The sequence below is a fragment of the Pseudanabaena minima str. Chao 2107 genome (assembly GCF_051131155.1).
GTDB lineage: Bacteria > Cyanobacteriota > Cyanobacteriia > Pseudanabaenales > Pseudanabaenaceae > Pseudanabaena > Pseudanabaena minima.
The window spans coordinates 5195785-5221306 of record NZ_CP159508.1 but is presented as its reverse complement, the minus strand read 5'-3'; the positions used below and the strand labels follow the sequence as shown (position 1 = coordinate 5221306).

Below are 25522 nucleotides of genomic sequence, written 5' to 3'. Positions count from 1 at the left end.
TTGTACTATGGTTAGCTGGACTGAAAAAATAGGAGACTAGTACTATGAGTCGCGTATGCCAACTAACAGGCAAAAAAGCCAATAATGCCGTATCGATTTCTTTCTCACACAAGCGTCATAAGCACTTACAACACGTAAACTTACAAGACAAAAGAATTTGGTGGGAAGAAGGAAAGCGTTTTGTAAAATTACAAATTTCCACCAAAGCCATTAAGACTTTGCAAAAGAAAGGATTATCAGCATTTGCTAAGGAAGCAGGTATTGACCTCCGCAAGTTCTAACTCAAATAGGGTAGCAAGTGCGAAGCACTTGCTACCCTAAATATATTTTATGAACATTGGTATCGTTGGATTAGGACTAATCGGTGGTTCGCTAGGTTTAGATCTGCTCGCCTCAACACAAGATCATAACCAAGCTCAAAATTATGTATGGGGTCTTAGCCGCAACCCTGAAACCTGCAAACAAGCAAAAGCGATCGCTGCCGTAAATATTGCTGATATTGATATTGAAAATATTCCTGATCGCATTCTTGCTCAAACAGATATCGTCGTCATCTGCACACCGATCGCCTCGATCCTGTCCACAATTGCATTAATTGCCCCAAAGTTGCCCGCTAATGTGATCTTTACAGATGTTGGCTCGGTCAAAGCGGCGATCGTTGAACCTGCATCAAAAATCTGTCAGCAATTTGGACAGCAATTTGTCGGTAGTCATCCGATGGCTGGCACTGCCTTTCAAGGTATCTCAGCCGCCGAACGTAATCTATTTCAAAATCGTCCCTGTGTGGTTACGCCTAGCAATGATCAAGAAGCAGTGGCAAAAGTGCGATCGCTCTGGCAAGCAGTAGGCATGAATATCCATGAATGTAGTCCTGAAGAACATGATCGCGCTGTGGCAATGATTAGCCATGCACCTGTAATGATTAGCGCAAGTTTAATTGCATCCTGTCAGCAAGAAGGCGATGATCGCGTTTTAAAATTAGCGCAAAACCTAGCAAGTTCTGGATTTCGTGATACTAGTCGCGTTGGTGGCGGCAATCCTGAACTAGGGCGACTAATGGCAGAATACAATCAATCAGCAGTGTTGCGATCGCTCCATACCTATCAGCAATCTTTGCAAGCAGTGATTGGTTTAATTGAGAACAAACAATGGGAAGAACTAGAAGCTTTTTTGGCAAACACTCAACGCGATCGCCCATTTTATATAGACTGAATATATCTATTGTTGTAGGATTTTCGCTAAAAGGACAAGCTTTGAAATAGATCCGCCACAGGAAAAGTAAACCCATTAATAACATCCTCACCATCTAGAAAATCGACTCTTTTCAGAAGGCGATCGGGTTCTTGGGCGGAACGGTAGACTAGAGCGTAATGTTGGATCGGATTGACAACCCAAACTAACCGAGTTCCATTCTCAAAATATTCTAAGATTTTGGTGTTAATTTCTTCCACCGTATTACCAGGGGATAGGATTTCGATCGCCAAATCTGGTGCACCTTCTAAAAAGCTAGTAGGAAGTTCTGAAATTCCTTGCAAGCGCTCTTTGGCAAAGAAAGAAATATCGGGAGAGCGTTTATTGCCATTTTTCATTTTAAAAGCAGTACTCGAATCAAATAGTACTCCTAGCTTTTGAGAGGAGACAACCGCAAACAAAGCCGAACTCAAGACAATGGAAATATATCCATGCAATGCTCCTGAATTACCCATTACAACTAGCTCTCCGTCCACAATTTCATAATGACATGCATCATCTGGAAGAGACATAAAAGCCGCATCTGTCCAAACTTTTTTGTTTGATGTGCTTGCTGCCTCTGTAACTGAAGTAGGCATATATTTTGCTCCTTTTCATTGTTGATTTTGGGTTAGTAGAGCATTGCAAGAGCTTAATGACTTTTTAAAGATTTAAGTAGACCACCACAGGCATCAAATAAGAGATCGATCACATAATTAAATCCATCTGCACCGCCATAGTAAGGATCGGGAACTTCTTTATCCGTGTGAGTTTCACAGTAGTCGCACATCATTTTTACTTTATCAGTAAATTTTCGCTGCGGATCGAGTGCGAGAATATTGCGATAGTTGTCTTTATCCATCGCTAGAATCAAATCAAATTCGCGTAGATCAATCGCCTCAAACTGCCTAGCTGAACCAACAAAGTTTAAACCACGTTCTTTGGCTGCGGCACGCATACGGCGATCAGGTGGTGCGCCCACATGCCACCCCCCTGTTCCTGCCGAATCACAGATGAAGCGATCGCTTAGTCCTTCCTGCTCAATCAGATGATTCATAATATTTTCCGCCGCAGGCGATCGGCAAATATTTCCGAGACAAACAAATAGAAGTTTTTTAGTCATATTTATATTCCATAACTCTGCATTTATGTGTGGGGCAGCAAAGCCGCCCCACACATAAATGCATTTCAGATTTCTAAAGATGCTGCAAAGCAACACCTTTATAGAAAGAAGTTAAGCACAAAGCACTAAAATTTTCTCGACAACTTTAGGCGTGACATCTTGATTTTCGCCCAAGGCGACAAAACCACGTTTCTCAAAGCGATCAATGATTTTGGGAATCACATCTAGTCCTACACCATAGTCTGAGAGATGGGTAGGAACACCGACAGATTCAAAAAATTCGCGAGTTTTGGAGATCGCCTGATCAATACGTAAATCTTCTTTACCATCGACCAGACCCCAAACGCGATCGGCATATTGCAAGAGCTTTTGCCGCTTGCGATCGCGTCTAATTGTCAGCATATTCGGCAGCACAATCGCCAAGGTCTGAGCATGATCGATGCCATGTAGAGCTGTTAGCTCATGTCCGATCATATGTGTTGCCCAGTCTTGAGGCACACCCACACCGATCAGTCCATTTAGCGCCATCGTCGCACACCACATCACATTTGCTCGTGCTTCGTAATTATGGAGATCCGCCAAGACCTTGGGACCTTCTTCAATCAAGGTTTTGAGGATAGACTCCGCCATTCGATCCTGTAATGGTGCATTGGCAGGATATGTCAAATACTGTTCCATTACATGAACATAGGCATCAACAATTCCATTACTGACCTGACGAATAGGCAAAGAGTAAGTCGTTTCAGGATCTAGCACTGAGAATTTTGGGAATACCAATGGGCTAGCAAAGAAGAGTTTCTCTTGAGTTTCCCACTTAGTTACAACAGAAGCAGTATTCATCTCAGAACCTGTGGCAGGCAAGGTCAGCACAGCCCCAAAGGGAATTGCTGCTTTGATGGGTGCTTGTTTGGCACAAATATCCCAAGGATCGCCTTCAAAGGGAACTGCTGCTGCAATAAACTTTGTACCATCCACGACGGAGCCGCCGCCTACAGCCAGTAAGAAATCAATCCCTTCGGTACGAATCAATTCCACCGCTTTGAGCAGGGTTTCTAGATGTGGATTAGGCTCAATCCCACCAAATTCCAGAAAGTTACGATCTGCTAGGGCTGCTTTTACCTGCTCATAAACTCCATTGCTTTTGATGCTACCACCACCATAGGTGATGAGGATTTTTGCATCAGAGGGGATTTCTGCACCAATATTCGCAATTTGACCTCTGCCAAATAAAATCTTGACTGGATTGTAAAAAGCAAAATTTTCCATGACTAACTCAAAAACATTAAAGTTGATGCTTTGCATCAACTTTAATATAGCTAAAACGCTAGATCGTCCGATCGCGAGCCAGAGTAGATCATGCCTTTACTAAAGTTAACGCTAAGCGGTTCACCGTCACGAATGAAGCCTGTAGCATTTGGGACTCCAATCAAAACTGGTACACCCAATCTGCGACCGATCACCACGGCATGGGAGTCAAGGCTTGATTCTTCAGTAATTACTGCCGAGGCTTTGCGAATTACTTCGATATAGTCAGCATCGGTGCGATCAATCACAAGGATTTCGCCTTCATTAAAGTCACGCACATCCAGATGATGGAATGCAACTCTAGCCCGACCGTGAACTATGCCAGAGCCAATGCTTAAACCTTTACCAACTACTGACGACACAAATTCGACTTTGATCAAATCGGTAGAACCTGCTACATCTTGCAGAGTACCTGCGGACATAACCACTAAGTCGCCAGCAGAGAGCAATTTCATCTCTTGGGCAAGATTAAGAGCCGCTTCAAAGTTTTGTCTGGCTGATGGCAAGGAGATTAAGACCATCGGCTGTACACCCCAGACCATTTGTAAGCGTCTTGCTACTTGGACATTGGGCGTAACTGCCAAAATCGGAATCGGAGGACGGAATTTACTGACATTGCGGGCTGTCGATCCTGTTTTGGTGAGGGTAACGATCGCCGCCGCATTTAGTTGAATCGCAATTCTACCTACAGCTTGGCTGATAGCATTAGGCACAGCGCGTCCCATGCTTTCAAGGGGCTGCATTTTTAGATCCTGTTCTCTTTCGATGCGAACCGTGATTCTTGCCATCGTTTCCACAGCCAAGATCGGATATTTACCCACCGCAGTTTCGTTAGAGAGCATCACCGCATCCGTGCCATCGATGATTGCGTTGGCTACGTCAGAAATTTCCGCACGGGTTGCACGCGGATTACTGACCATGCTATCGAGCATTTGCGTTGCCGTAATTACGGGAATACCAAGGCGATTGGCGGTTTTAATTAATTGTTTTTGGGCGATCGGTACATCTTCCGCAGGAATTTCTACGCCCAAATCACCACGCGCTACCATTACGCCATCGCAAACCGAGAGAATCGCTTCCATATTTGCGATCGCTTCATGCTTCTCGATTTTGGCAACAACGCTAGCTTTACGACCTGAAGCAGCAATTAGGTCTTTAACTTCCAGTACATCTTCAGGAGTACAGACAAAGCTGAGTGCGACCCAATCCACACCTTCAGCCAAACCAAAACGTAAATCTTCGCGATCTTTATCGGTCATCGCACTGACAGATAAGTGAACGTTGGGAAAATTTACCCCTTTATTATTAGAAAGCGTGCCACCAATGACCACGCGGCAATAAAGATCACCTAATTCCACATTCACAGCTTCGACGACCATTTCCACTTTGCCGTCATCTAGCATGATTACTGCGCCGATTGGCACTTCTTCCGCAAGGGTGTCATAGGTAATGCAACTAATTTCCGAGTTGCCGTCAACTTGGCGGCTAGTAAGCGTGAACTTATCACCTTTATTTAAGGTAATTGGACCTTCTTTAAATACCCCAAGGCGAATTTTAGGACCTTGCAAGTCTTGTAAAATACCCACAGGTTGATTGAGTTCACTGGACACTTGGCGAATATTACAGATGCTGCGATGGTGGTCAGCATGAGTCCCGTGGGAAAAGTTGAGGCGAAAAGTACTTGCGCCTGCTTCAATAAGCTGGCGAATCATATCGGGGCTACTGGTCGCGGGTCCAATAGTAGCAACAATTTTTGTGCGACGAAAAGTTTCTCTAACGGTCATGGATTGTCAGCTAACGGCGAACCTCAAACATACCAGAATCTCATGACAATTCTGCATGGTTGTGTCACTCTCTGGGACATGAGTGAAATAACTGTACCCATTACCAAAAAATAGGAGACGTGCTAAGCACGTCTCCTATTTTTTGGTTTCTATTATGTCAAAATGTTAAGCGTGAGAGTAATTTTTGACCCAACCCAAATTTCTCGTCCCACTGCGATCGCCCTCGGTAACTTTGATGGCGTACATGTGGGACATCGGCATGTGATTGCGCCTATTTTGCCGACATCTTTGCGCGATCGCTACCCGAATTTAACTAGTACCGTCGTTTCTTTTTCGCCACATCCCCAAGAATTTTTTAGTCAAAAACAGCGATCGCTACTTGCACCTTTTGATGAAAAAGTAGCCTTGTTCAAATCCCTTGGTGTTGAGCAGTTAGTTTTGCTGCCTTTCAATGCTGATCTTGCCAAACTAACCGCCGCCGAATTTATCCAGCAAATTTTAATTGACTCCCTCCAAGTCGAGTTAATCAGTGTCGGCTTTGATTTTCACTTTGGGAGTAAGCGCCAAGGTGATGTCACCGATCTCCAAAATATTTGGGGCGATCGCCTTACGGTTATTCCAGAACAAACGATGAGTTTTGGCGATACAGATCAGCCTCCCGTGCGAATCAGTAGCTCGAACATTCGCACAGCCTTAGCCCAAGGCGAAATTGATTTAGCGAATTCACTGCTTGGTCGTCCTTATAACCTTGTTGGCAGAGTCGTACAAGGCAAGCAATTAGGAAGGACGATCGGATTCCCTACGGCAAACTTAGAACTGCCAACACAAAAGTGTTTGCCGCGTGATGGGGTATACGCAGTCCAAGCAACGCTCAATCATCCTGATGCAAACACACAATCACCAATATTAGGAGTGATGAACATCGGATTGCGACCAACTGTAGATGGCGATCGGCGATCGGTTGAAGTGCATTTATTTAATTGGCAAGGCGATCTTTATGATCAGCATCTCAGTGTAAACCTGATCAAATTTATTCGACCTGAAAAGAAATTTGATTCCCTTGATGCCCTCAAAGCTCAAATTCAGACTGATTGCCAGACTGCACACAACTATCTTGTACTAGCCCAACAGAAACTAGTCATACCAATTCACGAAAGTGTGGCTACACTTTCGTGAATTAAAAACCAAACCCAGTAAAGGGTTTATAGCAATGTAAGTTTTGCTTAGGACACAAACCCAAAAGAAGAGTGGCGGCGCGAAGCGCCGCCACTCTTCTTTTGGGTTTTGATTTTTGTCCGAGCTATCTCTTACATTGCTATAAAACCACAAAATGACGTAGCCATTTTGTGGTTTGGTATCAAACCCTCTAGAGGTTTTGTTTGAGAATATCTCCTAATATCGCAACACCACGTTCAATATTTTCTAAGGACTGTGAGAAGTTGAGTCGAAAGGCAGGATAGCCTTGCCCGTCAGGGAAAAAGAGCTTACCACGTCCGATTAAAATTTTTTGTGCGGCTGCTTGCTGACCAACAGATTGCATCGGTGTATGGTTTGGTAGCTGCACCCAGATAAACAGTCCTCCATTGGGAACTGTCCATCGGATCGAACTGGGGAAATATTGCTCCATTGATTGCAGCATCAAATCATGCCTTTGATGATTGATGGAACGTAGATGATTGAGATGGCGGCGATAATGTCCAGAGGCAATATACTCACTGGTGATCGCTTGAGTCACTGTAGAAACATGCAAATCATGCAGAAGTTTCATTTCTACCAAACTAGCTAAAACAGATAAATTTGTACCTTCTTAAAGTTTGTATTAACAGATACAAATAGTAAGTATCAAATATTCGCAATTACTTGCAGGCGAAATTATGCGAGTCTCTTTTATTTCCCCTAACTTCTTGGATGTTATTAGTAAAACATTCCACAATCTAGTCCAAGCAACTTTTGATCACAATGAAGAAATTAAAGTTTGGCAGAAAATAGATCGCCGTGGAAATTCCTACTGGTGTGTTTACGATCCTAAGACTGGTCATTCTGCTCACTTAGGCTCAGAAGAAGAAGTTATGAGCTGGATTGAAAGTCACTATTATTTCTAACAACAGAAAAAGGCGGCGCTTCGCGCCGCCTTTTTCTGTTGCAAACTAGAAACTTCTACAATGGGGACGTTTTAGCGATTACGCTACAATGAAAGGCAAGATATCTTAATAACATTAGCCAATTTATGTTAGGACAAACCCAAAGCCCAAAAGGGAATTGCGGCGCGGAGTGCCGCAATTCCCTTTTGGGCTTTATGTCTTAACTGAAATGGCTATAGCGATACTAACCAAGCGAAGCCCCCAAATCTATGATTGAACTCTACTACTGGCCGACACCCAATGGACATAAGATTACGATCTTTTTAGAAGAAGCAGAAATGGAGTATGAAATTCATCCCATAGATATTCGCGTCGGTGAGCAGTTTCAGTCAGACTTTCTCAAGATTGCGCCCAACAATCGAATGCCTGCAATTATCGATCGCCATCCATTAGATGTAGATGCTGGGTCAGCCATATCTGTATTTGAGTCTGGAGCAATTTTGCAATATCTCGCTGAGAAAACAAGTAAGTTTTTACCAACGAATTTACGCGATCGCACAGTTGTTATGGAATGGTTATTCTGGCAAATGAGTGGCTTAGGTCCAATGGCGGGACAAAATCATCACTTCTCTCAATATGCACCTGAAAAGATTGCCTATGCGATCGATCGCTATGTCAAAGAGACTAATCGTCTTTATGGAGTTCTAGATCATCAACTAGAAGGGAGAAAATATATTGCTGGAGAGTACTCGATCGCCGATATGGCTTGCTATCCTTGGGTACTTCTATACAAGCATCAACAGCAAAACATCGAAGACTTTCCCAATCTGCAAGCATGGCTAGAAAGAATCCGTGAGCGTCCTGCCGTGATTCGTGCCTATGAGCAGGCAAAACCCTTTGCTGGTCAACCAACAATTACAGAAGAAAGTAAGAAAATTCTCTTCGGTCAAACCGCAGCAAATTTAAAATCTGGGATATGATGGGTGGCACTTCGTACTTTCCATCATATCTATAGTTCTAAAATCTAGTTACTAACTGATGTTACGTGGAACTCAGACAGGAATTCCGTACTACTGGCACAGCAGGGCAACCACGGGGGGATTGCCCCTACCTGAATAATTTAAATTTTTTGTAGGGGGCTATGCCACAGGGCAAGCCCCAATCTTCCACTATTACAGGAAACCCTTCCACGTAACATCAGTTACTAAGTAGATAATGGAGGGATTGTCTTAGCCAGTTCTTCAACTTCTCTACGTTGGTAAAGATTGATTTGTCTACGATTTGAGAACCTTGATTTGATTGTGGAGTCTGTCAAAAACCCTTCAACTTGGTTAAGAGGAAGTTGTAAAATTATGGCAATGTCTTCTCCAGAGAGCCATTGCTGACCAAATAGATTCAATATTTCCTCATCCTTGGCACTGAGTAGTTGGTTAAGTAGCTTCTCTAAAAGTAACCAACAGGCGATCGCATCGGATTCGGCTCGATGGGACTTACCGACATCAAAGTTGTAGTGTTTGACCAACTTAGGCAGCGATCGCGATGGTAAGTGTGGCAGTAACAACCTTGATAGCTTGACCGTACAAAGTTGCTTAGGAGCAATAAATTCAATACCAAGTCTTTGATATTCAGCCTTGAGGAAAGAGTAGTCAAACCCAATATTATGTGCAGTCAAAATCCCCGTTTGCAGCATGGGTAAATATTTTGGCAAAATCTGGTCACTGGTATCAACATCAGTAACCATGTCCTGTGAGATACCTGTAAATCGGACAATTTGTTCAGGTATGGGGATTTGAGGATTAATTAGGTCAGTAAGTATTTGTTGAATTCCATCTTTGAGCGTGGCTTGAAGCACCGAAATTTCAATAATGCGATCGCGATCACCTTTTCCGCCTGTTGTTTCTAAGTCAACTACTGTAAACACCTCTGTACTAATCTGGCGATAGTAGGTGAGCAATTCTGTAGAAAGATTGGCATTAATTTTCATTGATTCTAATTAGTTAAATGGCTAATACGTCAGTCCTAAAACTATCGTTAGCCTAGGACATAAAACCAGAAGACGAGTGGCGGCGCGAAGCGCCGCCACTCGCTTAATGCAAGTGACTACAGCTATGTAAAGCTTGGTAAGTAAGCTGCACTAACCCTGTATCAAAGGTTTGAGCGTTTTCCAACTTTAAATTTAAGGTAGGTAGAGGTGGGATAAACAAAGAAATGCCTTCGCCTAAAATTATGGGATGGATCGACAAAATAAATTTATCAACAAGATTACTTTCTAAACAGGTTTTGGCGATCGCTGCACCACCAACTAGCCAAATGTGTTTACCATCTTGAGATTTCAGCTTTCTCACAAAGTTAGTTAGATCGCCAGCAACAAAAGTCACATTTTCATTCTGACCTTGCTGAACAGTACGTGAAAATACAAAACCTTGCTTCTCAGGATAGGGATAGTCACCCCAAGATTGGATCTGCTCATAGGTGTTGCGTCCCATGATCAGGCGATCGCAGGTCTCATAAAAATCCTCATATCCATAATCCTGATCTGTAAACAGCCAGTCCACCGCTCCAGAACTACGCGCAACATAGCCATCCAAACTAGTTGCAATATACAAAATCAATTGCCCCATAGCAGAAAATCTAGTCGTTTTCGGTAAACCAGCGATCTTTCGATCCCCATTAAATGATATTTTGAGAAGCGGTTAGCTTTATATGTGAGTGCAAAAAAGTTAAACTCTTAGAGTTTGATCCTATTGATATGTTGCATTTTCTTGCATATATCTTCTTGCACGTCATTTCATTGCAAATTTTTTAGAATCTGAGTTAAGAGGCTGGAGTAAACAGCAAGCATGGTAACAACCGCAGAGAAAGTATCAGTCGGGCGCATCACCAAGATCATCGGTCCTGTGGTCGATGCCGAATTCCCCAGTGGCAAAATCCCCGAAATTTATAACGCCGTTGTCGTAACTGGCAAAAACTCCGCAGGACAAGACATTAATGTCACCTGCGAAGTCCAACAATTACTAGGCGATAACCAAGTTCGTGCAGTTGCAATGAGTACCACTGACGGCATCGTTAGAGGTATGGATGTAACCGATACAGGCGCACCGATTAGTGTTCCTGTTGGTCCAAACACCCTTGGTCGTATCTTCAACGTATTAGGTGAACCTATTGATGAACTAGGACCTGTTACCACCGAAGAAAAATTCCCAATTCACCGTCCATCCCCTGAATTTACCTCTCTCGAAACCAAACCTAGCACCTTTGAAACAGGTATTAAGGTAATTGACCTGCTTGCACCCTACCGTCGTGGTGGCAAAATTGGTCTATTTGGTGGCGCTGGTGTAGGCAAAACAGTATTAATCCAAGAATTAATTAACAACATCGCGAAAAAGCACTCTGGTGTGTCGGTGTTTGGTGGTGTAGGCGAACGTACCCGCGAAGGTAATGACCTCTACAACGAAATGAAAGAATCGGGCGTACTTCAGTACCTCGCTCTCGTTTATGGTCAAATGAACGAGCCACCCGGAGCACGTATGCGTGTAGGCTTAACTGCTTTGACGATGGCGGAATACTTCCGTGATGTGTCCAAGCAAGACGTATTGTTGTTCATCGACAATATTTTCCGCTTTACTCAAGCTGGTTCCGAAGTATCGGCGCTACTTGGTCGGATGCCATCGGCTGTAGGTTATCAACCAACTCTCGCCACCGATATGGGTGCTTTGCAAGAGCGTATCACCTCCACCACTGAAGGTTCAATCACCTCAGTACAAGCGGTATATGTACCTGCGGACGACTTGACTGACCCCGCACCTGCAACCACCTTTGCTCACTTAGACGCAACCACCGTGTTGTCTCGTGGGTTGGCTTCTAAGGGTATTTATCCTGCGGTTGACCCCCTCGATTCTTCTTCGACTATGCTGCAACCAGGCGTGGTCAGTGATGAACACTACCGTGTAGCTCGTGGCGTACAAGCAATTCTTCAGCGCTACAAAGAACTGCAAGATATCATCGCCATCTTGGGTCTAGATGAACTCTCTGAAGATGACAAATTGGCTGTAGCCCGCGCCCGTAAGATTGAGCGCTTCTTGTCTCAGCCCTTCTTCGTTGCTGAAGTATTTACTGGATCTCCTGGTAAGTATGTCACCCTCGAAGAAAGCATCAATGGTTTCGATCGCATCCTTAAGGGTGAACTCGATGATCTGCCTGAGCAAGCTTTCTACCTCGTTGGTAACATCGAAGAAGCGATCGCTAAGGCTGAAAAGCTCAAGGCTGGTAATTAATTTAGGTGATTTGGTGATTGGTAATTGGGAATCGGTGATTGGTGATTGGTGATCGGAAATTAATTTTTTGATTAAGTTAACTAAAGATTGACTAGTTAATAATTTTGTAACCACCAATCCCCATTACCAATTGCCAATCCCCTATTACCAATTACCAATCCCCCATTACCAAATTAATATTTTAAAAAATGACCCTAACTGTAAAAGTAATTTCCCCAGATACAACAATTCTGGATACTGTCGCAGAGGAAGTGATTTTACCTAGTTCCACAGGGCAATTGGGTATTTTGACCGATCACGCCCCTCTAATTTCGGCTCTCGAAACAGGCGTGCTACGTTTTCGCAAGGATAAAGCTTGGGCGGCGATCGCTCTTACAGGTGGTTTTGCTGAAGTCGAAGAAAACGAAGTAACCGTCTTGGTACGTAGCGGCGAATTAGGCAGCACAATCAATGCCGAAGAAGCACGCAAAAAACTTGAAGATGCAGAGCAAGCTTTGGCTGGGCTTAAGGCTGAAGATAAGCAAGGCAAGATTCAAGCTGAGCAAAATTTGCGGATGGCTCGCGCTAGATTGCAAGCAACTACTCCTATCTAGTCAAAATTTTCGTCAACCGAAAATCTTTATCGAATCAAAAAAGCGATCGCCTATGGTGATCGCTTTTTTGATTATTCGATGGGTGTAGCCAAAATCTTTTTGAGGGCAATTAAGCCTTTTTTGAGTTGTCGTGAAACAGTAACAGCACTGATACCTAGCGTTTCAGCTACTTCACGATGCGTAAATTCCTTTAAAAATACAAACTCGACCACTTCACGGGTGCGATCTTCTAGGAGGTCAAGAGCTTGCTGAAGTCGAATATTGTCTTCTTGGGCAAGCTGAAAACTTTGGTATTTCTGATCGGTAACCAGATCGCCGATCGAGGTCGCGTTATCTTCGCTTTGATCAATGGGTGTATCTAGACTAATCGGCGATCGGTTTTGACAGGCAAGCTTAATGTCATACCATTCACTAACAGTAATACCTAGCTCATTTGCGACCTCTTGACTGGAGGGTTCTCGCCCCGTTTCAGTCCGCCTATTACGAATGATCTTACAACCTTGGTTATAGGTGGTAAGCCAAGCGCGAGGCATTCTTACCGTTGGGCTTTTGTCGCGTAAATAGTGCTGGATTTCACCCTTGATATACGGCACGGCAAAGGAGCTAAAAGCATTACCTTTGCTCACATCAAATCTCTCGATCGCATTAATTAAACCAATTGAGCCGACTTGCATGAGGTCTTCAAAACTTTCTTGGCATTGATTTTTCCAGTGATAGGCTTCACGGCGCACTAAGCCGATATTTAGATTTACGAGTTTATTACGTAGCTTGATGGTGGGATTAGCACGATAGGCTTGCAAAATTTCGAGAGTTTCTTGTTTGCGGGTAATCGTAGTTTGCGGATCAGATTCTTCAGCTTCGTGAGGTTCATTACGATTATCAAGATATTGTCTTTGCAAAAAATTCTCTAGGTGCTGGTGAATATGAGATCGCGCAAATTCAGAAAAATTGGGACTTGTCTCAGGATTAAATTGGAGTAGGGCTTTTTTTAATCCTTGTTTACCAACTTCGAGTAATTCGCGATCGCTTGATCTACGTTCCCCAACCCGAAGATTTGAGACTCGACGCTCGGTTATGTTTGGTCGATTGCTAGATCGACGGTCGCCAATATTTCTTTGGTTAATTAATGAGATAGGTAAAGCCGCGATCGTTTCACGAATTAATCCCATGTGAATTTCAATCAGCTGCTGCTGCAAAGGAGCAGAGGGAGAAACTCTATACCCTCTTAAAAGTGTGGCTACGTTTTCATTAGTTAAATTATTTTCATCCAATGGCATAAGACGAACATCCTCAATGATGCCAGCAGCCAGAAAATATGCCCAATACATTAGAGGAGAACTTTGCATACATGTGCTTGATACCAATAGCTGTCAATGGCACATAGATTTTAGTTACGCTGTCTTAAGGCTGCCCATAGCCTTTCAAGGCTTAACTAAAACTGGATGAGAATCATAGGATCTATGTCTGTGTAAAATTCTTTCATCGTCTAAGCCAATTACAGAACTTTCATTTTATTCATAGTCAATAGATTATACCGTTAACAATGATTTAGTGCCACGATAGAAATTTATGATTAGACTAGCATAATGACCGCTTCATCTCCCACTGGTACATAGGTTTGGTTTATATGCATTACCGCTAGGGCATTTGAGCCGATCGCACTGATTAAATTTCCCGAACTATAATTCTGCACAGGTTGAAAAATAGGTTTTCCTTTTTGGTAGGTTAGATTTCCCCATAAATAGGTTTCGCGCCTCCCTTGTGAGTGTAAATCCTCCATTGTGATAGCTTTGATAAATTGTGGATACCAGTAAGTTTGATTACTTCCATTTAATTTAGCGATCGCACCACGAATAAATCGCCAAAAGCTCGTCATTGCTGACATAGGATTTCCGGGAACTCCGAAATAGAGAACTTTACCCTCACTTCTATTCACATTAAGAGATGGAGAGATGGATGCGACGGTAAGAGGTTTGCCCGGTTTAATCGCCACTGAGCGCACATGAATATCAGCTCCCATTTTTTCTAGAATTTGATCAACATAATCGTAATCACCTACAGAAACGCCACCTGTAGAGATAACGATATCGGCTGAGGCGATCGCTTGTTGAATGACCTTTTGCAGTTCAGAGGGATCATCTCGCACAGCCTCAAAATTTATGGCGATCGCCCCTGCTTGATGAGTTAATGCTGATAATGCATAGAGATTAGAATCAATTATCTGTCCTAACTGAAGCGGCTGAGAACTTTTAAGGCTAAGCAGCTCGTTGCCTGTGGAAATTATTGCTATTTTCGGTTGACGGTAAACTTTGACCGTTTGGCATCTTGCGGACGCTAAAGCGCCAATTTCTGTTGCGCCTAGTCTTGTTCCTGCTTTGACTAAAGTTTTGCCAGCCTGAATAAATTCACCCTTGCGGCGGACATATTCGCCTTGGCACGGTTTGACCTTAAGCTGCAAAAAATTATCAGTGCGTTCAGTGTCTTCCTGCATAATCACCGTATCTGCACCAATGGGCAACATCCCGCCCGTAAATATGCGGATACATTCACCTTGTCTTAAGGATTTAGCGATCGCTGTCCCTGCGGGAATTTCATCAGAAGTGATCGCGAGTTTTAGTTCAGGCAAATCTGCTAAGTCTGCATAACGCAATGCATAACCATCCATAGCTGAGTTGTCCCAATGCGGAAAATCCATGGTGCTGTGAATGTCTTCGGCAAGAATTCGATCGATCGCCTGCGACAACGGCAAAATTTCACTATCGACTTCAGGATCGAAAGGTTGGACTAAATCTAAAATTATTTTTTCGGTTTCAGCGACAGACAGCATGGCTAAATTATACCAAAGCCAAAAATGGCGTAGCCATTTTTGGCTTTCAAAACCTTTACTGGAATTGGGTTACAACTGCTAAAAGACTTATCAAAAGTGTGACGACACTTTCGGTAATTGGTATTTTATAGATCACAAATCAAACCCCAAGAAGTGAGTGGCGGCGCTAAGTGCCGCCACTCGCTTCTTGGGTTGCAAGACTAGCGACAGCTATAAAGGCGATGGCAGCACTACGCGCTGCCCTCTGCATATAGAATTTATTTATGCGTATAGATATTGTTACTCTCTTTCCTGAATTTTTCACTTCGCCATTGCAGACAAGTTTGCTCGGTAAGGCGATCGCGAATCAAATTGCGGAAGTACATCTCACCAATCCTAGAGATTTCACAACTGATAAGCATCATCGTGTCGATGATGAACCCTATGGTGGTGGCGTGGGCATGTTGATGAAGCCCGATCCCATTTTTGCGGCAGTGGAATCACTCCCAATTTTGCCTAAGCGTGAAATCATTTACATGACTCCGCAGGGGGAACCGATGAAGCAGGAGATGTTTAAAGAACTCGCTAATTACGACCAGCTAGTTCTCATTTGTGGAAGTTATGAAGGTGTCGATGAGCGCGTATGTGAACATCTCGTAACTCGCGAAGTTTCCCTTGGAGATTTTGTATTGACCTGTGGCGAGATTCCTGCACTAGCATTAATTAATGGAGTCGTGCGGTTGCGTCCAGGGACAGTCGGGAAAGAAGACTCGCTCAAGTTTGAGAGCTTTGAAGATGGATTATTAGATTATCCACAATATACCAGACCACCCGTTTTTCGTGGTTGGGAAGTTCCTGAAGTATTGCGATCAGGTAATCATAAATTAATTGCAGAATGGAGAAAGGAACAACAAATTTTAAGAACAAAAGAGCGTCGTCCTGATATGCTGTAATATTTTGGGGATTAGCGATCGCACTCGTGAAGAATTGATGCGGCAGCAAGTGTGTCATCGACTGTAACGAGTTTAGCAATGATCTTCATGGCTAGTTCTTGCTCGGTGAACTAGTGTCTAATTCTATCGTAAATACAATGTAATGAAGGAAAAAAGGCAGATTAAAAGAGATACAAACTGCCTAAAGTAGATAAAAAAGAAAGACATATCTACAGCCATGATTATTGATAAATTACAGAACTTTCGTCAACAGATATATGGATTTTTAGGGAACGGACGAGATGCAATATTTGACCTCATGGATGCAGTATTGACCAGTCCAAATGTAAAGTCGCAGAATTATCAGTATCAGCAGTGTATCGACGCAAATGGTCAAGCCTGTATGAATTGTTAAAAGATAGCCGACCAAGAAGAGGAAGACTCAGACGACTGTGTGTCGAACAAATACCAAAAGATATTCGACCATTGTTGGCGGGTTGCGTATATTCATCGGTTTTAGTGTTAGTAATTGTGTATCTTGATTATCTCTCTCCTTACATCAAAGACTTTACACATTTCACTTTACACTCTCGATAGATTAGACAGGTGATCTGCGCTCAAATTATTTTATCCCCAAGGATTGGCGGATTGATCATTAATGCTGACCCAATACCTCTGACCTGATATCTGCAACGTTTCTATTGCCGAAGCATCTACCCAAAAATCCCAACCTGCTATACCAGCGCTTCTATCACCATCATGGAACTCTGCCATCCTAAAGCCGTCTTCTCCCAAAACTTTTAGTCCCTGTAATCGACATTGAAGATCGGCGATCGCTTGAGAAGTTAACGAACTACCTTGCACATCAGGGACTACGATCGCTTTCCCTCCTGACCAAGTACCTCTCATTGCACCACCATTTGTTCTGGTTGCACCATAGAGTCCTGCGGGAGTGGGTAATCCCATCTTTTTGATGGCAAGTAATGGAAGAACTGCATTAGTATCTGTATCGCCATGATAAGGATTAGTAGAAGCATCTGACCCAAATAAAGCATAGGTTTTGCCATTGAGAATGACCATGTTTAATACAGTCCAAGTCATGGCTTTGCGTTGAATTTTAGGAACAGTTACTTCACCTACGGGGGGTGGGACTGGTGTAGAAACAAACAGAGGACGAGGCTCATCAACAACGGAAATGAGACGGAGATTAATGGTTACAAACTCCTGTGGTGAATAGTCAAGAGCGGCAACCGTTATAAATTCTTGAGCGCTATGCCCCGATAAACCTGTGCCTCCAGCCATAGCGGCGCGAGACATCATAGGACCATCTACAGATATCTGCTGTCTCTCTGGCTTGAATAAAACGCGGATTAGTCCATTGCTGTTGTTTCTGCTGATACCCGCTTGAATTGCTTCGGTCGTCCCAACTTGATAAAACGTGAATCGACCATGATCGTGGACAGGGCGCTCAATCTGCGCCGTGGTAAACGGGTTTACTCTCCAAATGCCGACTTGTTGATCATCAATGTAAACCTCAGCATCACAGCGTCGATTAGACTCGTTTTGAAGCAGGATTGTATATTGTGTGCCATGCTTCATCTGAACGTAGCCATCAGATGTTTCTTTGCCTTCGGCAATGGTGACAGAAAATCCGTTAAGTTTCATATTTTTGCTAGGCTATGGTACTGTTGGTCGGCTGTGAGGTTCTACTTTTTGATGAAATTATTATAATTTACAGAGATCGCCTATAAGACACAATGTTAGTGTTATGGAATCAATGCTCAGCATCAATAGACCTCTTGCTGAACTGAGATTAAAGGGGAGAAATAGAGTATTTAGCAGCAGCAAGACCAACCAAAGTTATAAGTGGAACTGGTTCGCCACAATCTTTTCTAAAACATCAGGCTCCCTTGCTACAAATCGTTATTTTCTATCTAGGGTGCGTCGGGTTATATTACTCTCAAGATACAAGGGGTTAAGCATTTGCGTCACAATATTCAAACTCCTCACAAAAATCTCGATCCGCAAATGCTTAACCCTCTCTGCTCTTGCCGATCGCTTGTCTCTGCGTTGTGAGGTTTGGGCGAAGCATTACCGTTTAGCGATCACAACGGTTTACGTAAATGGTAGCGATATTCTTGCGTTCCTGCGTATAAAATTCGCTAAAATAATCCAATGCGAACTGACACGATCTTTTTTCAGCTATTTCAAACCTTTGATAGCTTGTTATTTGAATTGGTGGGATTACCACCCGAAACAGCAGCAGGCTATCGCTTTACCTCAGTAGAGATCAAGGAAAAAGCGTTTCGCTTTGATGGTATTTTTATTCCCGACTCGGTTGATAAAAATCTATGGTTTGTGGAGGTGCAATTTCAAAAACGAGCCGAATTTTATTGGGAGTTTATCGGTGAGATATTTCTATATCTGAGTCAGTACAAGCCAGAGCATGATTGGCAGGTGGTCGCCATTTTTGCTAAACGGAGCATTGAGCCTGAAATACCCAAACAATTTAGGGCGCTATTTGCGGGTGGACATATTGAACGAATCTATCTGGATGAGTTACCAGAGTCTGAGTCATTAAGTTTAGGGTTAGTGAGGTTGATCGTTGCGCCCAAGAGGGAAACCATCGCCTTAGCCCATCAGTTAGCCGATCGAGTAGGGCAAGGCGATCGCGAGAGGATGATAGAATTTATTGAGACAGTTTTGCTATACAAGTTTCCCCAGATGAGTCGAGAGGAGGTTGAGGCGATGTTTACGTTAGGTGATCTCAAGAAAACAAGGGTTTATCGGGATGCGCTCAAAGAAGGTCAGCGTATTGGCAAGCTTGAGGGCAAGCTTGAGGGTAAGCTTGAGGGCAAGCTTGAGGGTGAGAAAATTGGGACGCAACATGGTCAAGTTTTGGGGCTAAAGCAGGGACTAAAGCAGTTTGCGGTAAAGTTGCTGACGCGGAAGTTTGGTAAGGTGACGCTGAAGACGGTTAAGCGATTGGATAAGCTATCGGCGGAGCGGTTGGAGGAGCTGGCGGAGGCGGTGTTGGATTTTGAGAAGGTGGCGGATTTGGAGGCATGGCTGAAAAGTAAAAAGTAAAAAGGCAAAAGTAAAAAATTTGTAGGGGTTAAGCATTTGCGCCACAATATTCAAACTCCTCACAAAAAATCTCGATCGCCAAAAATGCTAAACCCTCTTTGCTCTCGCCGATCGCTTGTCTCTGCGTTGTCAGGTTTGGGCGATCGCATTACCGTTTGATGATTGGGGTGATATGCACAAATTGTTGTAGGGGCGGGTTTAGTAGGTGATTTTGTTCTGAATGCAAAATTTAATTGCAAAACCCGCCCCTACGTTGGGTGTGATGGGCAAAATTGATTGATGCTTAAAAAAATCGGGGAGATGGGGACACAAGAAAATTTAGTGATATATTGGCTGTGCAGATGGTAGGGTTTAGGATGTAATCACGCCCGAAAGCCCCAAAACTCGCTCACTTTTTCCTTTTGCCTTTCTGCTTTTTCCTTGAGGAACGTTTATGGCTTCGCAGTTTTATGCGTTGATGTTTGTGGCTCTGACTGGAGTTTTGGGGATGGTGTCACCGCCTGATTTGGGTTTGATAAAGGTTCAGGCGCAGACAACTCAAGACATCAAAGCAGAAGCAGATCGACTGTTGGATCTGGGAATTAAAGCGAGACGTGCAAGTCAATACCAAAATGCAATTGAGTCAGATCTTAAGGCTCTTACTATTTGCCGCGAACTCAAAGATCGTGATTGTGAAGGTCGCGCTTATAACGGATTAGGACTTGGATACTACAATTTAGGGCTGTATGACAAAGCGATCGAGTTCCATCTGCAAAGCTTAGCGATCACGCGAGAAATCAAAAACCGTCTCGTTGAGGGAAATGCGCTGGGAAATCTGGGAAATGCTTACAATTCCCTCGGCAAATATGACAAAGCGATCGAGTTCCATCTGCAAGCTTTAACAATCTCACGGGAAATCAAAGACCGTCTCGGTGAGAGGCAAGATTTGGGAAATCTGGGAATCTCTTACTATTCCCTCGGCAAATATGATAAAGCGATCAAGTTCCAACTGCAAAGCTTGGCGATCGCGCGGGAAATCAAAGACCGTCTCGGTGAGGGAGCGGCGCTGGGAAATTTGGGAATCGCTTACCGAAACCTCGGCAAATATGACAAGGCGATCGAGTTCCAACTACAAAGCTTAGAAATTGATCGGGAAATCAAAGACCGTAATGGAGAGAGGATTTCGCTGAATAATCTGGGCTTCGCTTTTAAAAACATCAAACAACCCGAACTTGCAATCCTCTTTTACAAACAATCCGTTAACGTCATCGAATCCATTCGCCAAGATATCCGCAAACTTGATAAAGACATTCAAAAATCTTATCTAATCAGCGTTGAAAATACCTATCGCAGCCTCGCCAATCTCCTACTCAAACAAGACCGCATCCTCGAAGCCCAACAAGTCCTTGACCTCCTCAAAGTCCAAGAACTCAGCGACTACCTCAAAACTGTGCGCGGCAACAACCAAACTTCCCAAGGAGTTGATCTGCAACGTCCCGAACAAAATATTATTGCCCTCGCCAGCGAACTCAACCAACTCCAACAAAAAGACCGTGAAGGCAAACTAAACCAAACAGAAGAACAACGCCTTGCCCAACTTGTCCGAGCCGAACGCGACCAAAACAAACAATTTAATTCCTTCCTCGATAGCCCCGAAATCAAAAAGCTCATCACCGAACTACGCCGCGTTGAAGACAATCAAAACGTTGACGTAGCTAAATATCGCAAATTACAAAAAGATCTTCTTTCGCAATTTCCTAAAGCCGTTCTTCTCTATCCCCTCATTCTCGAAGATCGCCTAGAACTAATTTTCCTCAACACCAATACCCCACCCCTGCGCCGCACCGTCAAAATCAAACGCGAAGCCCTTAATGAAGCAATAATTACCTTATTGAGCGAACTAAGAGACAAAAACCTATCACCCGAAGTCAAGGAAAAATCACAGAAGCTTTATAACATTCTGATCAAGCCCTTTGAAGCTGAACTTGCCCAACTTAACATCGACACGATCATCTATGCACCCGATGGACAACTGCGCTATATTCCCCTTGCCAGTCTCCATGATGGTAAGCAGTGGCTAGTCGAGAAATATCGTATTAACAACATCACCGCCGAATCCTTGACCGCCTTTAACAGCAAACCCATCACCAATCCGCGTATCTTTGCAGGTGCATTTGGAGGCAAAGGTGGCGAAATTCGTGCAGGTTTTAGCGGATTACCCGCAACTATCAACGAAGTCCAAAAAATTGCTAGCCAATTTCCTAATACCACCAAACTCATTGAAAAGGAATTTACCAAGAGCATTACTGAAGACAGAGCAAACTCCTATACGATTTTGCATTTAGCTACCCACGGAAAGCTAGCAGTCGGTACACCCGAAGATTCTTTTATTCTGTTTGGCAATGGCGAAAAAGTAACTATTAGTGAGCTTAAAAACTGGACTTTAAACAATGTCGATCTAGTCGTGCTAAGTGCCTGTCAAACTGGATTGAATAGCAAATTAGGTACAGGAGTTGAGATTTTAGGTTTGGGCTATCAGATGCAAGCCGCAGGAGCAAGGGTAGCGATCGCCTCACTGTGGGAAGTTAGTGACGATGGAACCCAAGCACTGATGGAAGCATTTTATGCCGAATTAAAAAAAGGCAATGTCACAGTTACAGAAGCATTGCGCCGCGCTCAAGTGACCATGATCAAGTCTGGTAAGTACAATCATCCCTTCTACTGGTCAGCATTCTTTGCGATCGGGAATGGGCTGTAATATCACATTGTTTCTTAACTATCGACAAAAAATGTGAGTACAGTCTCATCAACACCTTTCAACTTAAGAGGTTCACGCTTGCGAAGCTCCTCATCATTCAGATAATCAGCAACCGTCGCAGATACAAGAATACAATCAGGTTCCGCCGCCGATTGGATACGTGCAGCAATATTTACCGTGGGTCCGATCGCAGTGTAGTCCGATCGCTCCGCACTGCCAAACATCCCCACCACGGCTGTACCTTGATGAATACCACAGCGAAACCTCACTGTGGGAATGCCCTGAGCCGCCCATTGCTCATTTAGTTGAGCCAGCGATCGCTGCATATGTTTTGCTGTTTGGACAGCCCGACGGACTTGCTCATTGGGACTGCAATCCTCAGGCGCACCAAACAAAGCCATAATGCCATCCCCCATAAACTTATCAACCGTGCCACCATTGGCAAAAATTGCTTCTGTCATTGCACCTAGATATTGATTGAGCAACTCAGCAACACGTCGCGATCGCAAAGTATTCGCAAGGGAAGTAAAGCCGACAATATCTGTAAAGAGAACCGTAATCATCCTTGGCTCAGGACGCAAATCCAGACTGAGTTCACCAGTGGCGGCTTTGGAAACAAGACTTGGAGGAAGAAACCGCTTAAGAACTGATTCGGTGAGATAGAGATTGAGTTGAGCCACCCGCCGCTCATTGGTCTTAAGAGCGAGTAAGTTCCGAACTTCCGCTAACAATTCGCGATCGTTAAAAGGCTTGGCTAAATAGGCATCAGCCCCCATTTCTGTACCTTCGATACGAGTTTCTTCGTTAGCTTTGGCTGTGAGTAAAATCATCGGCGTACCTGCTAATTGCTGATCTTGACGAATCATCGCAATTAAGTCTAAACCAGAGACTTGCGGCATCATTAAATCCGTCACGATCAAATCGGGGCGGTGTTCTTGAGCTTCGGTATAGCCATGAGCGCCATTATGTGCCGAAATGACACTATAGCCTGCTTGATTGAGAACGCGCCGCAGATATCCACGCAAATCACGGTTATCATCAACGATTAAAATTTTACCTGTGGGAGTAGAGGCAATTTCTTCATGCTCATTCTCATGGATGAATACATCTTCTTCTAAACTGAGATCAGTTTCTAAATCGGCAAGCTCCACTGAAGCTCTAGATATCTGTAAATCCGCAGGTAGGTTGGTAACCTGATCGGGGGGCAAATGCTTTCTACCGATGGGAATGATAATGGCAAAGGTTGTACCATGACCATAGTCTGAGGTGACGGAAATATTACCACCATGCAGATTGACTAATTCTTTGACCAGAGCTAGCCCTAAACCACTGCCTTCATAGCTGCGATTAACGGAACCTTCAGCTTGACGAAAGCGATCAAATAGAAATGGAATTTGATCTTGACGAATGCCAATACCCGTATCATGGACACTAAGAATACAATGCTGACCATCTTGATCAGTACAGATACTGACTGTAACACTGCCATTACTAGGCGTGAATTTCATTGCATTGGAAAGTAAGTTATAGAGAACTTTATCGAACTTCTCTAAATCCAGATAGATTTCTGGACATTCGCGAAACTCACTAAACAAATGAATGTTTTTGCGATCGCAGTAGGGACGAAAAGCATCAATGGTTTGACTGGTAAATTCGACGAGATTGCAAGGGCGAAAACAAGCCTGCATCTTGCCTGCATCAAGTCGTTGAATATCAAGCAATTGGTTAACTAGACGCAGCAAACGGCGACAGTTGCGTAAAGCAATTACCGACTGTTCGAGGGGCAGTGGTTGAGATTTCTCGATTGCTGCTTCTAAGGGACCAATGGTAAGGGTGAGGGGAGTGCGGAATTCGTGGGAAAGATTTTGAAAGAATTCAGTTTTTTGATGATCGAGGGCAAGTAGCTGCTGGGCTTGTTGGCGAGTTTTTTGAAAGAGATGGGCTTGTTGGACGGCGATCGCGGCTTGGGCTGCCACTGCTTGCACTAGGGACACTTCTTCAGGTTGCCAATGACGAGGCAGTTTATTTTGACGCATGGAAATACTGCCAATAATCTTACCTTCTGACAGCAAGGGGACGATTAGAAGCGATCGGGCAATGGAGCGTAATGGCAAATCGACAATATTCCATTCTGGATTTTCGTGTAAATCAGAGATGGCAACAGGTTGTTTTGATTCAATTAAGGCTTGAAAGACGGGATTAGCTGAGATATTGGCAATTGATTGCGGTAAAGCAGTTTCATTAGGATTTACCATGTCATGGATTATCTCATCGGGATCGAGCAAATGTAGCCCCACGCAACGCAAATAATTATCTTCTTCCGTCCATAGAGACAAAGCACAACTTTCGGAGTTTAAGGCTTGACCTAGCTGCTGGGTAATTGATGCAAAAATCTTTTGAGGATCGAGACTTGATCGAATGGTACTGGTAATCGTATTGAGGAGAGATTCTCTTTTGGCAAGTTCTTGAATGCGATCATAGGCTCTGGCGCGGGAACTGACGATCGCGGCTTGATCGGCGGCTAATTCAATTAAGTCTAATTCATCGTTACTCCATAAATGTGGGTTGTCGCAATGATAGAGAGCTAACATTGCCAAGCATTCTTTTTGGACTTCAAGGGGAACAAATAGAACTGATTTAATATGCGCTTTGGCATAAATAGATTGATCGGTTTCGGAAATACGCTGATCGCTATTAATATCATTAATTGCCACAATCTGCGATCGCAAGGTGAGTACCTTCGCTAGTTGTGGTAGCTCGGCGATCGGTTGACTGGAGTAAGCAAAATAGTCTTCCGAAAGTACTCTGTTCTCAACTAGCCTTAAAATGCTACCTGAAACATCAAAATTACGTGCGATCGATTCAGCAATTGTGGCAATAATTTCGCGATAGGGGGCGGCACTATCGGCTGATGAGGCGATCGCATTCAGGAGTGATTGTTGGCGCAGAGTGCGACGTAAATCAGCAGTACGATTTCGCAAAACATTGTGCGTATCAATGGCTTGACGTACTACATTTTTAAGTTCTACTTCATCCCAAGGTTTGGTGACATATTTAAATACCTTGCAAGTATTGATTGCTTCAACTAAATCCTCAACATCGGTATAGCCTGTCAAAATAATCCGCATCGTATCTGGATATTTAACCGCCATTTGGCTCAAAAATTCAGTTCCACTCATGATCGGCATTCTTTGATCAGAGATAATTACCGCAACTTCTCCTTCGCGATCAAGTAATTCCAGTCCTTCTAAGCCACTATTCGCGCGTAAAACTTCATAATCTCGATAAAAAGTCCGAAATAGCAAATCCAAGTTATCGGGTTCATCATCGATAACTAGCAACTTAGGTTTGGGGGCGATTTGCGAACCCATGTAGCTACTTCTTCCTAAAATTTTGATGCCAAAATACTTTGAGTTGAGAAACTAGTGAGCTTTATTTTGCTGATGGCACGATAAAAACTCAAAAACCCTACTGGGCTTGTTTTTTATTTTGTGAATAACCATATACTCATTGGCAAACTCCTCTAAAAAAAGTATCGGTAAACACTAATGCAAATGAACTTGGAATTGG

At 43.6% G+C, this 25522-nt stretch carries 22 protein-coding genes and 1 pseudogene; 11 read left to right on the top strand and 12 right to left on the bottom strand.

Going from position 1 to position 25522, the window contains the following annotated elements; translation table 11 throughout:
- Nucleotides 1-44 precede the first annotated feature (44 nt).
- Entirely contained in the window at nt 45-281 is a 237-nt protein-coding gene (gene rpmB / locus ABM313_RS23470; protein ID WP_094535250.1) for a 50S ribosomal protein L28, read from the top strand.
- 49 nt (nt 282-330) lie between these two features.
- Nucleotides 331-1212, top strand: a complete 882-nt coding sequence (locus ABM313_RS23465; protein ID WP_434685549.1) for a prephenate/arogenate dehydrogenase — start codon at nt 331-333, stop codon at nt 1210-1212.
- 26 nt (nt 1213-1238) lie between these two features.
- Here ABM313_RS23465 and ABM313_RS23460 read toward each other — a convergent pair whose 3' ends face one another.
- The 4 genes from ABM313_RS23460 to pyk form a co-directional block, all read right to left on the bottom strand.
- Nucleotides 1239-1829, bottom strand: a complete 591-nt coding sequence (locus tag ABM313_RS23460) for a Uma2 family endonuclease (RefSeq protein WP_434685548.1) — start codon at nt 1827-1829, stop codon at nt 1239-1241.
- Between the two features lie 53 nt (nt 1830-1882).
- On the bottom strand, nt 1883-2353 hold the full coding sequence (locus ABM313_RS23455; RefSeq protein ID WP_434685547.1) for a low molecular weight protein-tyrosine-phosphatase: 471 nt from the start codon (nt 2351-2353) through the stop codon (nt 1883-1885).
- A gap of 111 nt (nt 2354-2464) precedes the next feature.
- On the bottom strand, nt 2465-3619 hold the full coding sequence (locus ABM313_RS23450) for an iron-containing alcohol dehydrogenase (protein ID WP_434688583.1): 1155 nt from the start codon (nt 3617-3619) through the stop codon (nt 2465-2467).
- Nucleotides 3620-3669: 50 nt separating this feature from the next.
- Nucleotides 3670-5442, bottom strand: a complete 1773-nt coding sequence (gene pyk / locus ABM313_RS23445; protein WP_434685546.1) for a pyruvate kinase — start codon at nt 5440-5442, stop codon at nt 3670-3672.
- Between the two features lie 162 nt (nt 5443-5604).
- On the opposite strand from pyk, the gene ABM313_RS23440 reads away from it, so the two are divergent.
- Nucleotides 5605-6618: a bifunctional riboflavin kinase/FAD synthetase gene (locus ABM313_RS23440; RefSeq protein WP_434685545.1), complete on the top strand. Its 1014-nt coding sequence runs from the start codon at nt 5605-5607 to the stop codon at nt 6616-6618.
- A gap of 190 nt (nt 6619-6808) precedes the next feature.
- Here ABM313_RS23440 and ABM313_RS23435 read toward each other — a convergent pair whose 3' ends face one another.
- Nucleotides 6809-7210, bottom strand: coding sequence for an aminotransferase class I/II-fold pyridoxal phosphate-dependent enzyme (locus tag ABM313_RS23435; protein WP_434685544.1), 402 nt, complete (start codon nt 7208-7210; stop codon nt 6809-6811).
- 106 nt (nt 7211-7316) lie between these two features.
- Here ABM313_RS23435 and ABM313_RS23430 point away from each other — a divergent pair, with 106 nt between their 5' ends.
- Nucleotides 7317-7544 (top strand): hypothetical protein, encoded by a 228-nt coding sequence (locus ABM313_RS23430; RefSeq protein WP_434685543.1) that lies wholly within the window; start codon nt 7317-7319, stop codon nt 7542-7544.
- Nucleotides 7545-7792: 248 nt separating this feature from the next.
- Nucleotides 7793-8503: a glutathione binding-like protein gene (locus ABM313_RS23425; RefSeq protein ID WP_434685542.1), complete on the top strand. Its 711-nt coding sequence runs from the start codon at nt 7793-7795 to the stop codon at nt 8501-8503.
- A 224-nt stretch (nt 8504-8727) separates the two neighbouring features.
- Here ABM313_RS23425 and ABM313_RS23420 read toward each other — a convergent pair whose 3' ends face one another.
- Both ABM313_RS23420 and ABM313_RS23415 read right to left on the bottom strand, forming a co-directional pair.
- Entirely contained in the window at nt 8728-9507 is a 780-nt protein-coding gene (locus ABM313_RS23420) for a 3'-5' exonuclease (protein WP_434685541.1), read from the bottom strand.
- A gap of 103 nt (nt 9508-9610) precedes the next feature.
- Nucleotides 9611-10144 (bottom strand): dihydrofolate reductase family protein, encoded by a 534-nt coding sequence (locus ABM313_RS23415; RefSeq protein ID WP_434685540.1) that lies wholly within the window; start codon nt 10142-10144, stop codon nt 9611-9613.
- Between the two features lie 219 nt (nt 10145-10363).
- Between ABM313_RS23415 and atpD the strand changes: the two genes are divergently transcribed.
- Entirely contained in the window at nt 10364-11797 is a 1434-nt protein-coding gene (atpD, locus tag ABM313_RS23410) for a F0F1 ATP synthase subunit beta (RefSeq protein WP_434685539.1), read from the top strand.
- 188 nt (nt 11798-11985) lie between these two features.
- A complete protein-coding gene (atpC, locus tag ABM313_RS23405) occupies nt 11986-12390 on the top strand; it encodes an ATP synthase F1 subunit epsilon (RefSeq protein ID WP_434685538.1) in 405 nt (134 codons plus the stop codon).
- 71 nt (nt 12391-12461) lie between these two features.
- Here the strand turns inward: atpC and ABM313_RS23400 are convergent, their stop codons facing one another.
- Together ABM313_RS23400 and ABM313_RS23395 are read right to left on the bottom strand one after the other, a co-directional pair.
- Complete coding sequence (locus ABM313_RS23400) at nt 12462-13736, bottom strand: RNA polymerase sigma factor SigF (RefSeq protein WP_434685537.1); 1275 nt, start codon at nt 13734-13736, stop codon at nt 12462-12464.
- A gap of 227 nt (nt 13737-13963) precedes the next feature.
- Entirely contained in the window at nt 13964-15217 is a 1254-nt protein-coding gene (locus ABM313_RS23395; RefSeq protein ID WP_434685536.1) for a molybdopterin molybdotransferase MoeA, read from the bottom strand.
- 263 nt (nt 15218-15480) lie between these two features.
- Here ABM313_RS23395 and trmD point away from each other — a divergent pair, with 263 nt between their 5' ends.
- Nucleotides 15481-16149, top strand: coding sequence for a tRNA (guanosine(37)-N1)-methyltransferase TrmD (gene trmD / locus ABM313_RS23390; protein ID WP_434685535.1), 669 nt, complete (start codon nt 15481-15483; stop codon nt 16147-16149).
- Nucleotides 16150-16366: 217 nt separating this feature from the next.
- Nucleotides 16367-16626, top strand: a pseudogene (locus ABM313_RS23385) (NF041680 family putative transposase); the annotation flags it as partial.
- Nucleotides 16627-16755: 129 nt separating this feature from the next.
- On the opposite strand, the gene ABM313_RS23380 reads toward ABM313_RS23385, so the two are convergent.
- Nucleotides 16756-17793 carry a hypothetical protein gene (locus ABM313_RS23380; protein ID WP_434685534.1) on the bottom strand — a complete coding sequence of 346 codons (1038 nt, stop codon included), beginning with the start codon at nt 17791-17793 and terminating at the stop codon, nt 16756-16758.
- Nucleotides 17794-18303: 510 nt separating this feature from the next.
- Here ABM313_RS23380 and ABM313_RS23375 point away from each other — a divergent pair.
- Nucleotides 18304-19215 carry a DUF2887 domain-containing protein gene (locus ABM313_RS23375; protein WP_434685533.1) on the top strand — a complete coding sequence of 304 codons (912 nt, stop codon included), beginning with the start codon at nt 18304-18306 and terminating at the stop codon, nt 19213-19215.
- Between the two features lie 59 nt (nt 19216-19274).
- Here the strand turns inward: ABM313_RS23375 and ABM313_RS23370 are convergent, their stop codons facing one another.
- Nucleotides 19275-19454: a hypothetical protein gene (locus ABM313_RS23370; protein ID WP_434685532.1), complete on the bottom strand. Its 180-nt coding sequence runs from the start codon at nt 19452-19454 to the stop codon at nt 19275-19277.
- A gap of 194 nt (nt 19455-19648) precedes the next feature.
- Here ABM313_RS23370 and ABM313_RS23365 point away from each other — a divergent pair, with 194 nt between their 5' ends.
- Nucleotides 19649-21952, top strand: a complete 2304-nt coding sequence (locus tag ABM313_RS23365) for a CHAT domain-containing protein (protein WP_434685531.1) — start codon at nt 19649-19651, stop codon at nt 21950-21952.
- A 14-nt stretch (nt 21953-21966) separates the two neighbouring features.
- Here ABM313_RS23365 and ABM313_RS23360 read toward each other — a convergent pair whose 3' ends face one another.
- The gene (locus tag ABM313_RS23360) at nt 21967-25323 is read right to left on the bottom strand and encodes a response regulator (protein WP_434685529.1); all 3357 of its coding nucleotides are present in this window, start codon (nt 25321-25323) and stop codon (nt 21967-21969) included.
- Nucleotides 25324-25522 lie beyond the last annotated feature (199 nt).

Coding starts and splice junctions, on each gene's coding strand:
- rpmB (WP_094535250.1), top strand. CDS start 45: ATGAGTCGCGTATGCCAACTAACAGGCAAAAAAGCCAATAATGCCGTA.
- ABM313_RS23465 (WP_434685549.1), top strand. CDS start 331: ATGAACATTGGTATCGTTGGATTAGGACTAATCGGTGGTTCGCTAGGT.
- ABM313_RS23460 (WP_434685548.1), bottom strand. CDS start 1,829: ATGCCTACTTCAGTTACAGAGGCAGCAAGCACATCAAACAAAAAAGTT.
- ABM313_RS23455 (WP_434685547.1), bottom strand. CDS start 2,353: ATGACTAAAAAACTTCTATTTGTTTGTCTCGGAAATATTTGCCGATCG.
- ABM313_RS23450 (WP_434688583.1), bottom strand. CDS start 3,619: ATGGAAAATTTTGCTTTTTACAATCCAGTCAAGATTTTATTTGGCAGA.
- pyk (WP_434685546.1), bottom strand. CDS start 5,442: ATGACCGTTAGAGAAACTTTTCGTCGCACAAAAATTGTTGCTACTATT.
- ABM313_RS23440 (WP_434685545.1), top strand. CDS start 5,605: ATGTTAAGCGTGAGAGTAATTTTTGACCCAACCCAAATTTCTCGTCCC.
- ABM313_RS23435 (WP_434685544.1), bottom strand. CDS start 7,210: ATGAAACTTCTGCATGATTTGCATGTTTCTACAGTGACTCAAGCGATC.
- ABM313_RS23430 (WP_434685543.1), top strand. CDS start 7,317: ATGCGAGTCTCTTTTATTTCCCCTAACTTCTTGGATGTTATTAGTAAA.
- ABM313_RS23425 (WP_434685542.1), top strand. CDS start 7,793: ATGATTGAACTCTACTACTGGCCGACACCCAATGGACATAAGATTACG.
- ABM313_RS23420 (WP_434685541.1), bottom strand. CDS start 9,507: ATGAAAATTAATGCCAATCTTTCTACAGAATTGCTCACCTACTATCGC.
- ABM313_RS23415 (WP_434685540.1), bottom strand. CDS start 10,144: ATGGGGCAATTGATTTTGTATATTGCAACTAGTTTGGATGGCTATGTT.
- atpD (WP_434685539.1), top strand. CDS start 10,364: ATGGTAACAACCGCAGAGAAAGTATCAGTCGGGCGCATCACCAAGATC.
- atpC (WP_434685538.1), top strand. CDS start 11,986: ATGACCCTAACTGTAAAAGTAATTTCCCCAGATACAACAATTCTGGAT.
- ABM313_RS23400 (WP_434685537.1), bottom strand. CDS start 13,736: ATGCAAAGTTCTCCTCTAATGTATTGGGCATATTTTCTGGCTGCTGGC.
- ABM313_RS23395 (WP_434685536.1), bottom strand. CDS start 15,217: ATGCTGTCTGTCGCTGAAACCGAAAAAATAATTTTAGATTTAGTCCAA.
- trmD (WP_434685535.1), top strand. CDS start 15,481: ATGCGTATAGATATTGTTACTCTCTTTCCTGAATTTTTCACTTCGCCA.
- ABM313_RS23380 (WP_434685534.1), bottom strand. CDS start 17,793: ATGAAACTTAACGGATTTTCTGTCACCATTGCCGAAGGCAAAGAAACA.
- ABM313_RS23375 (WP_434685533.1), top strand. CDS start 18,304: ATGCGAACTGACACGATCTTTTTTCAGCTATTTCAAACCTTTGATAGC.
- ABM313_RS23365 (WP_434685531.1), top strand. CDS start 19,649: ATGGCTTCGCAGTTTTATGCGTTGATGTTTGTGGCTCTGACTGGAGTT.
- ABM313_RS23360 (WP_434685529.1), bottom strand. CDS start 25,323: ATGGGTTCGCAAATCGCCCCCAAACCTAAGTTGCTAGTTATCGATGAT.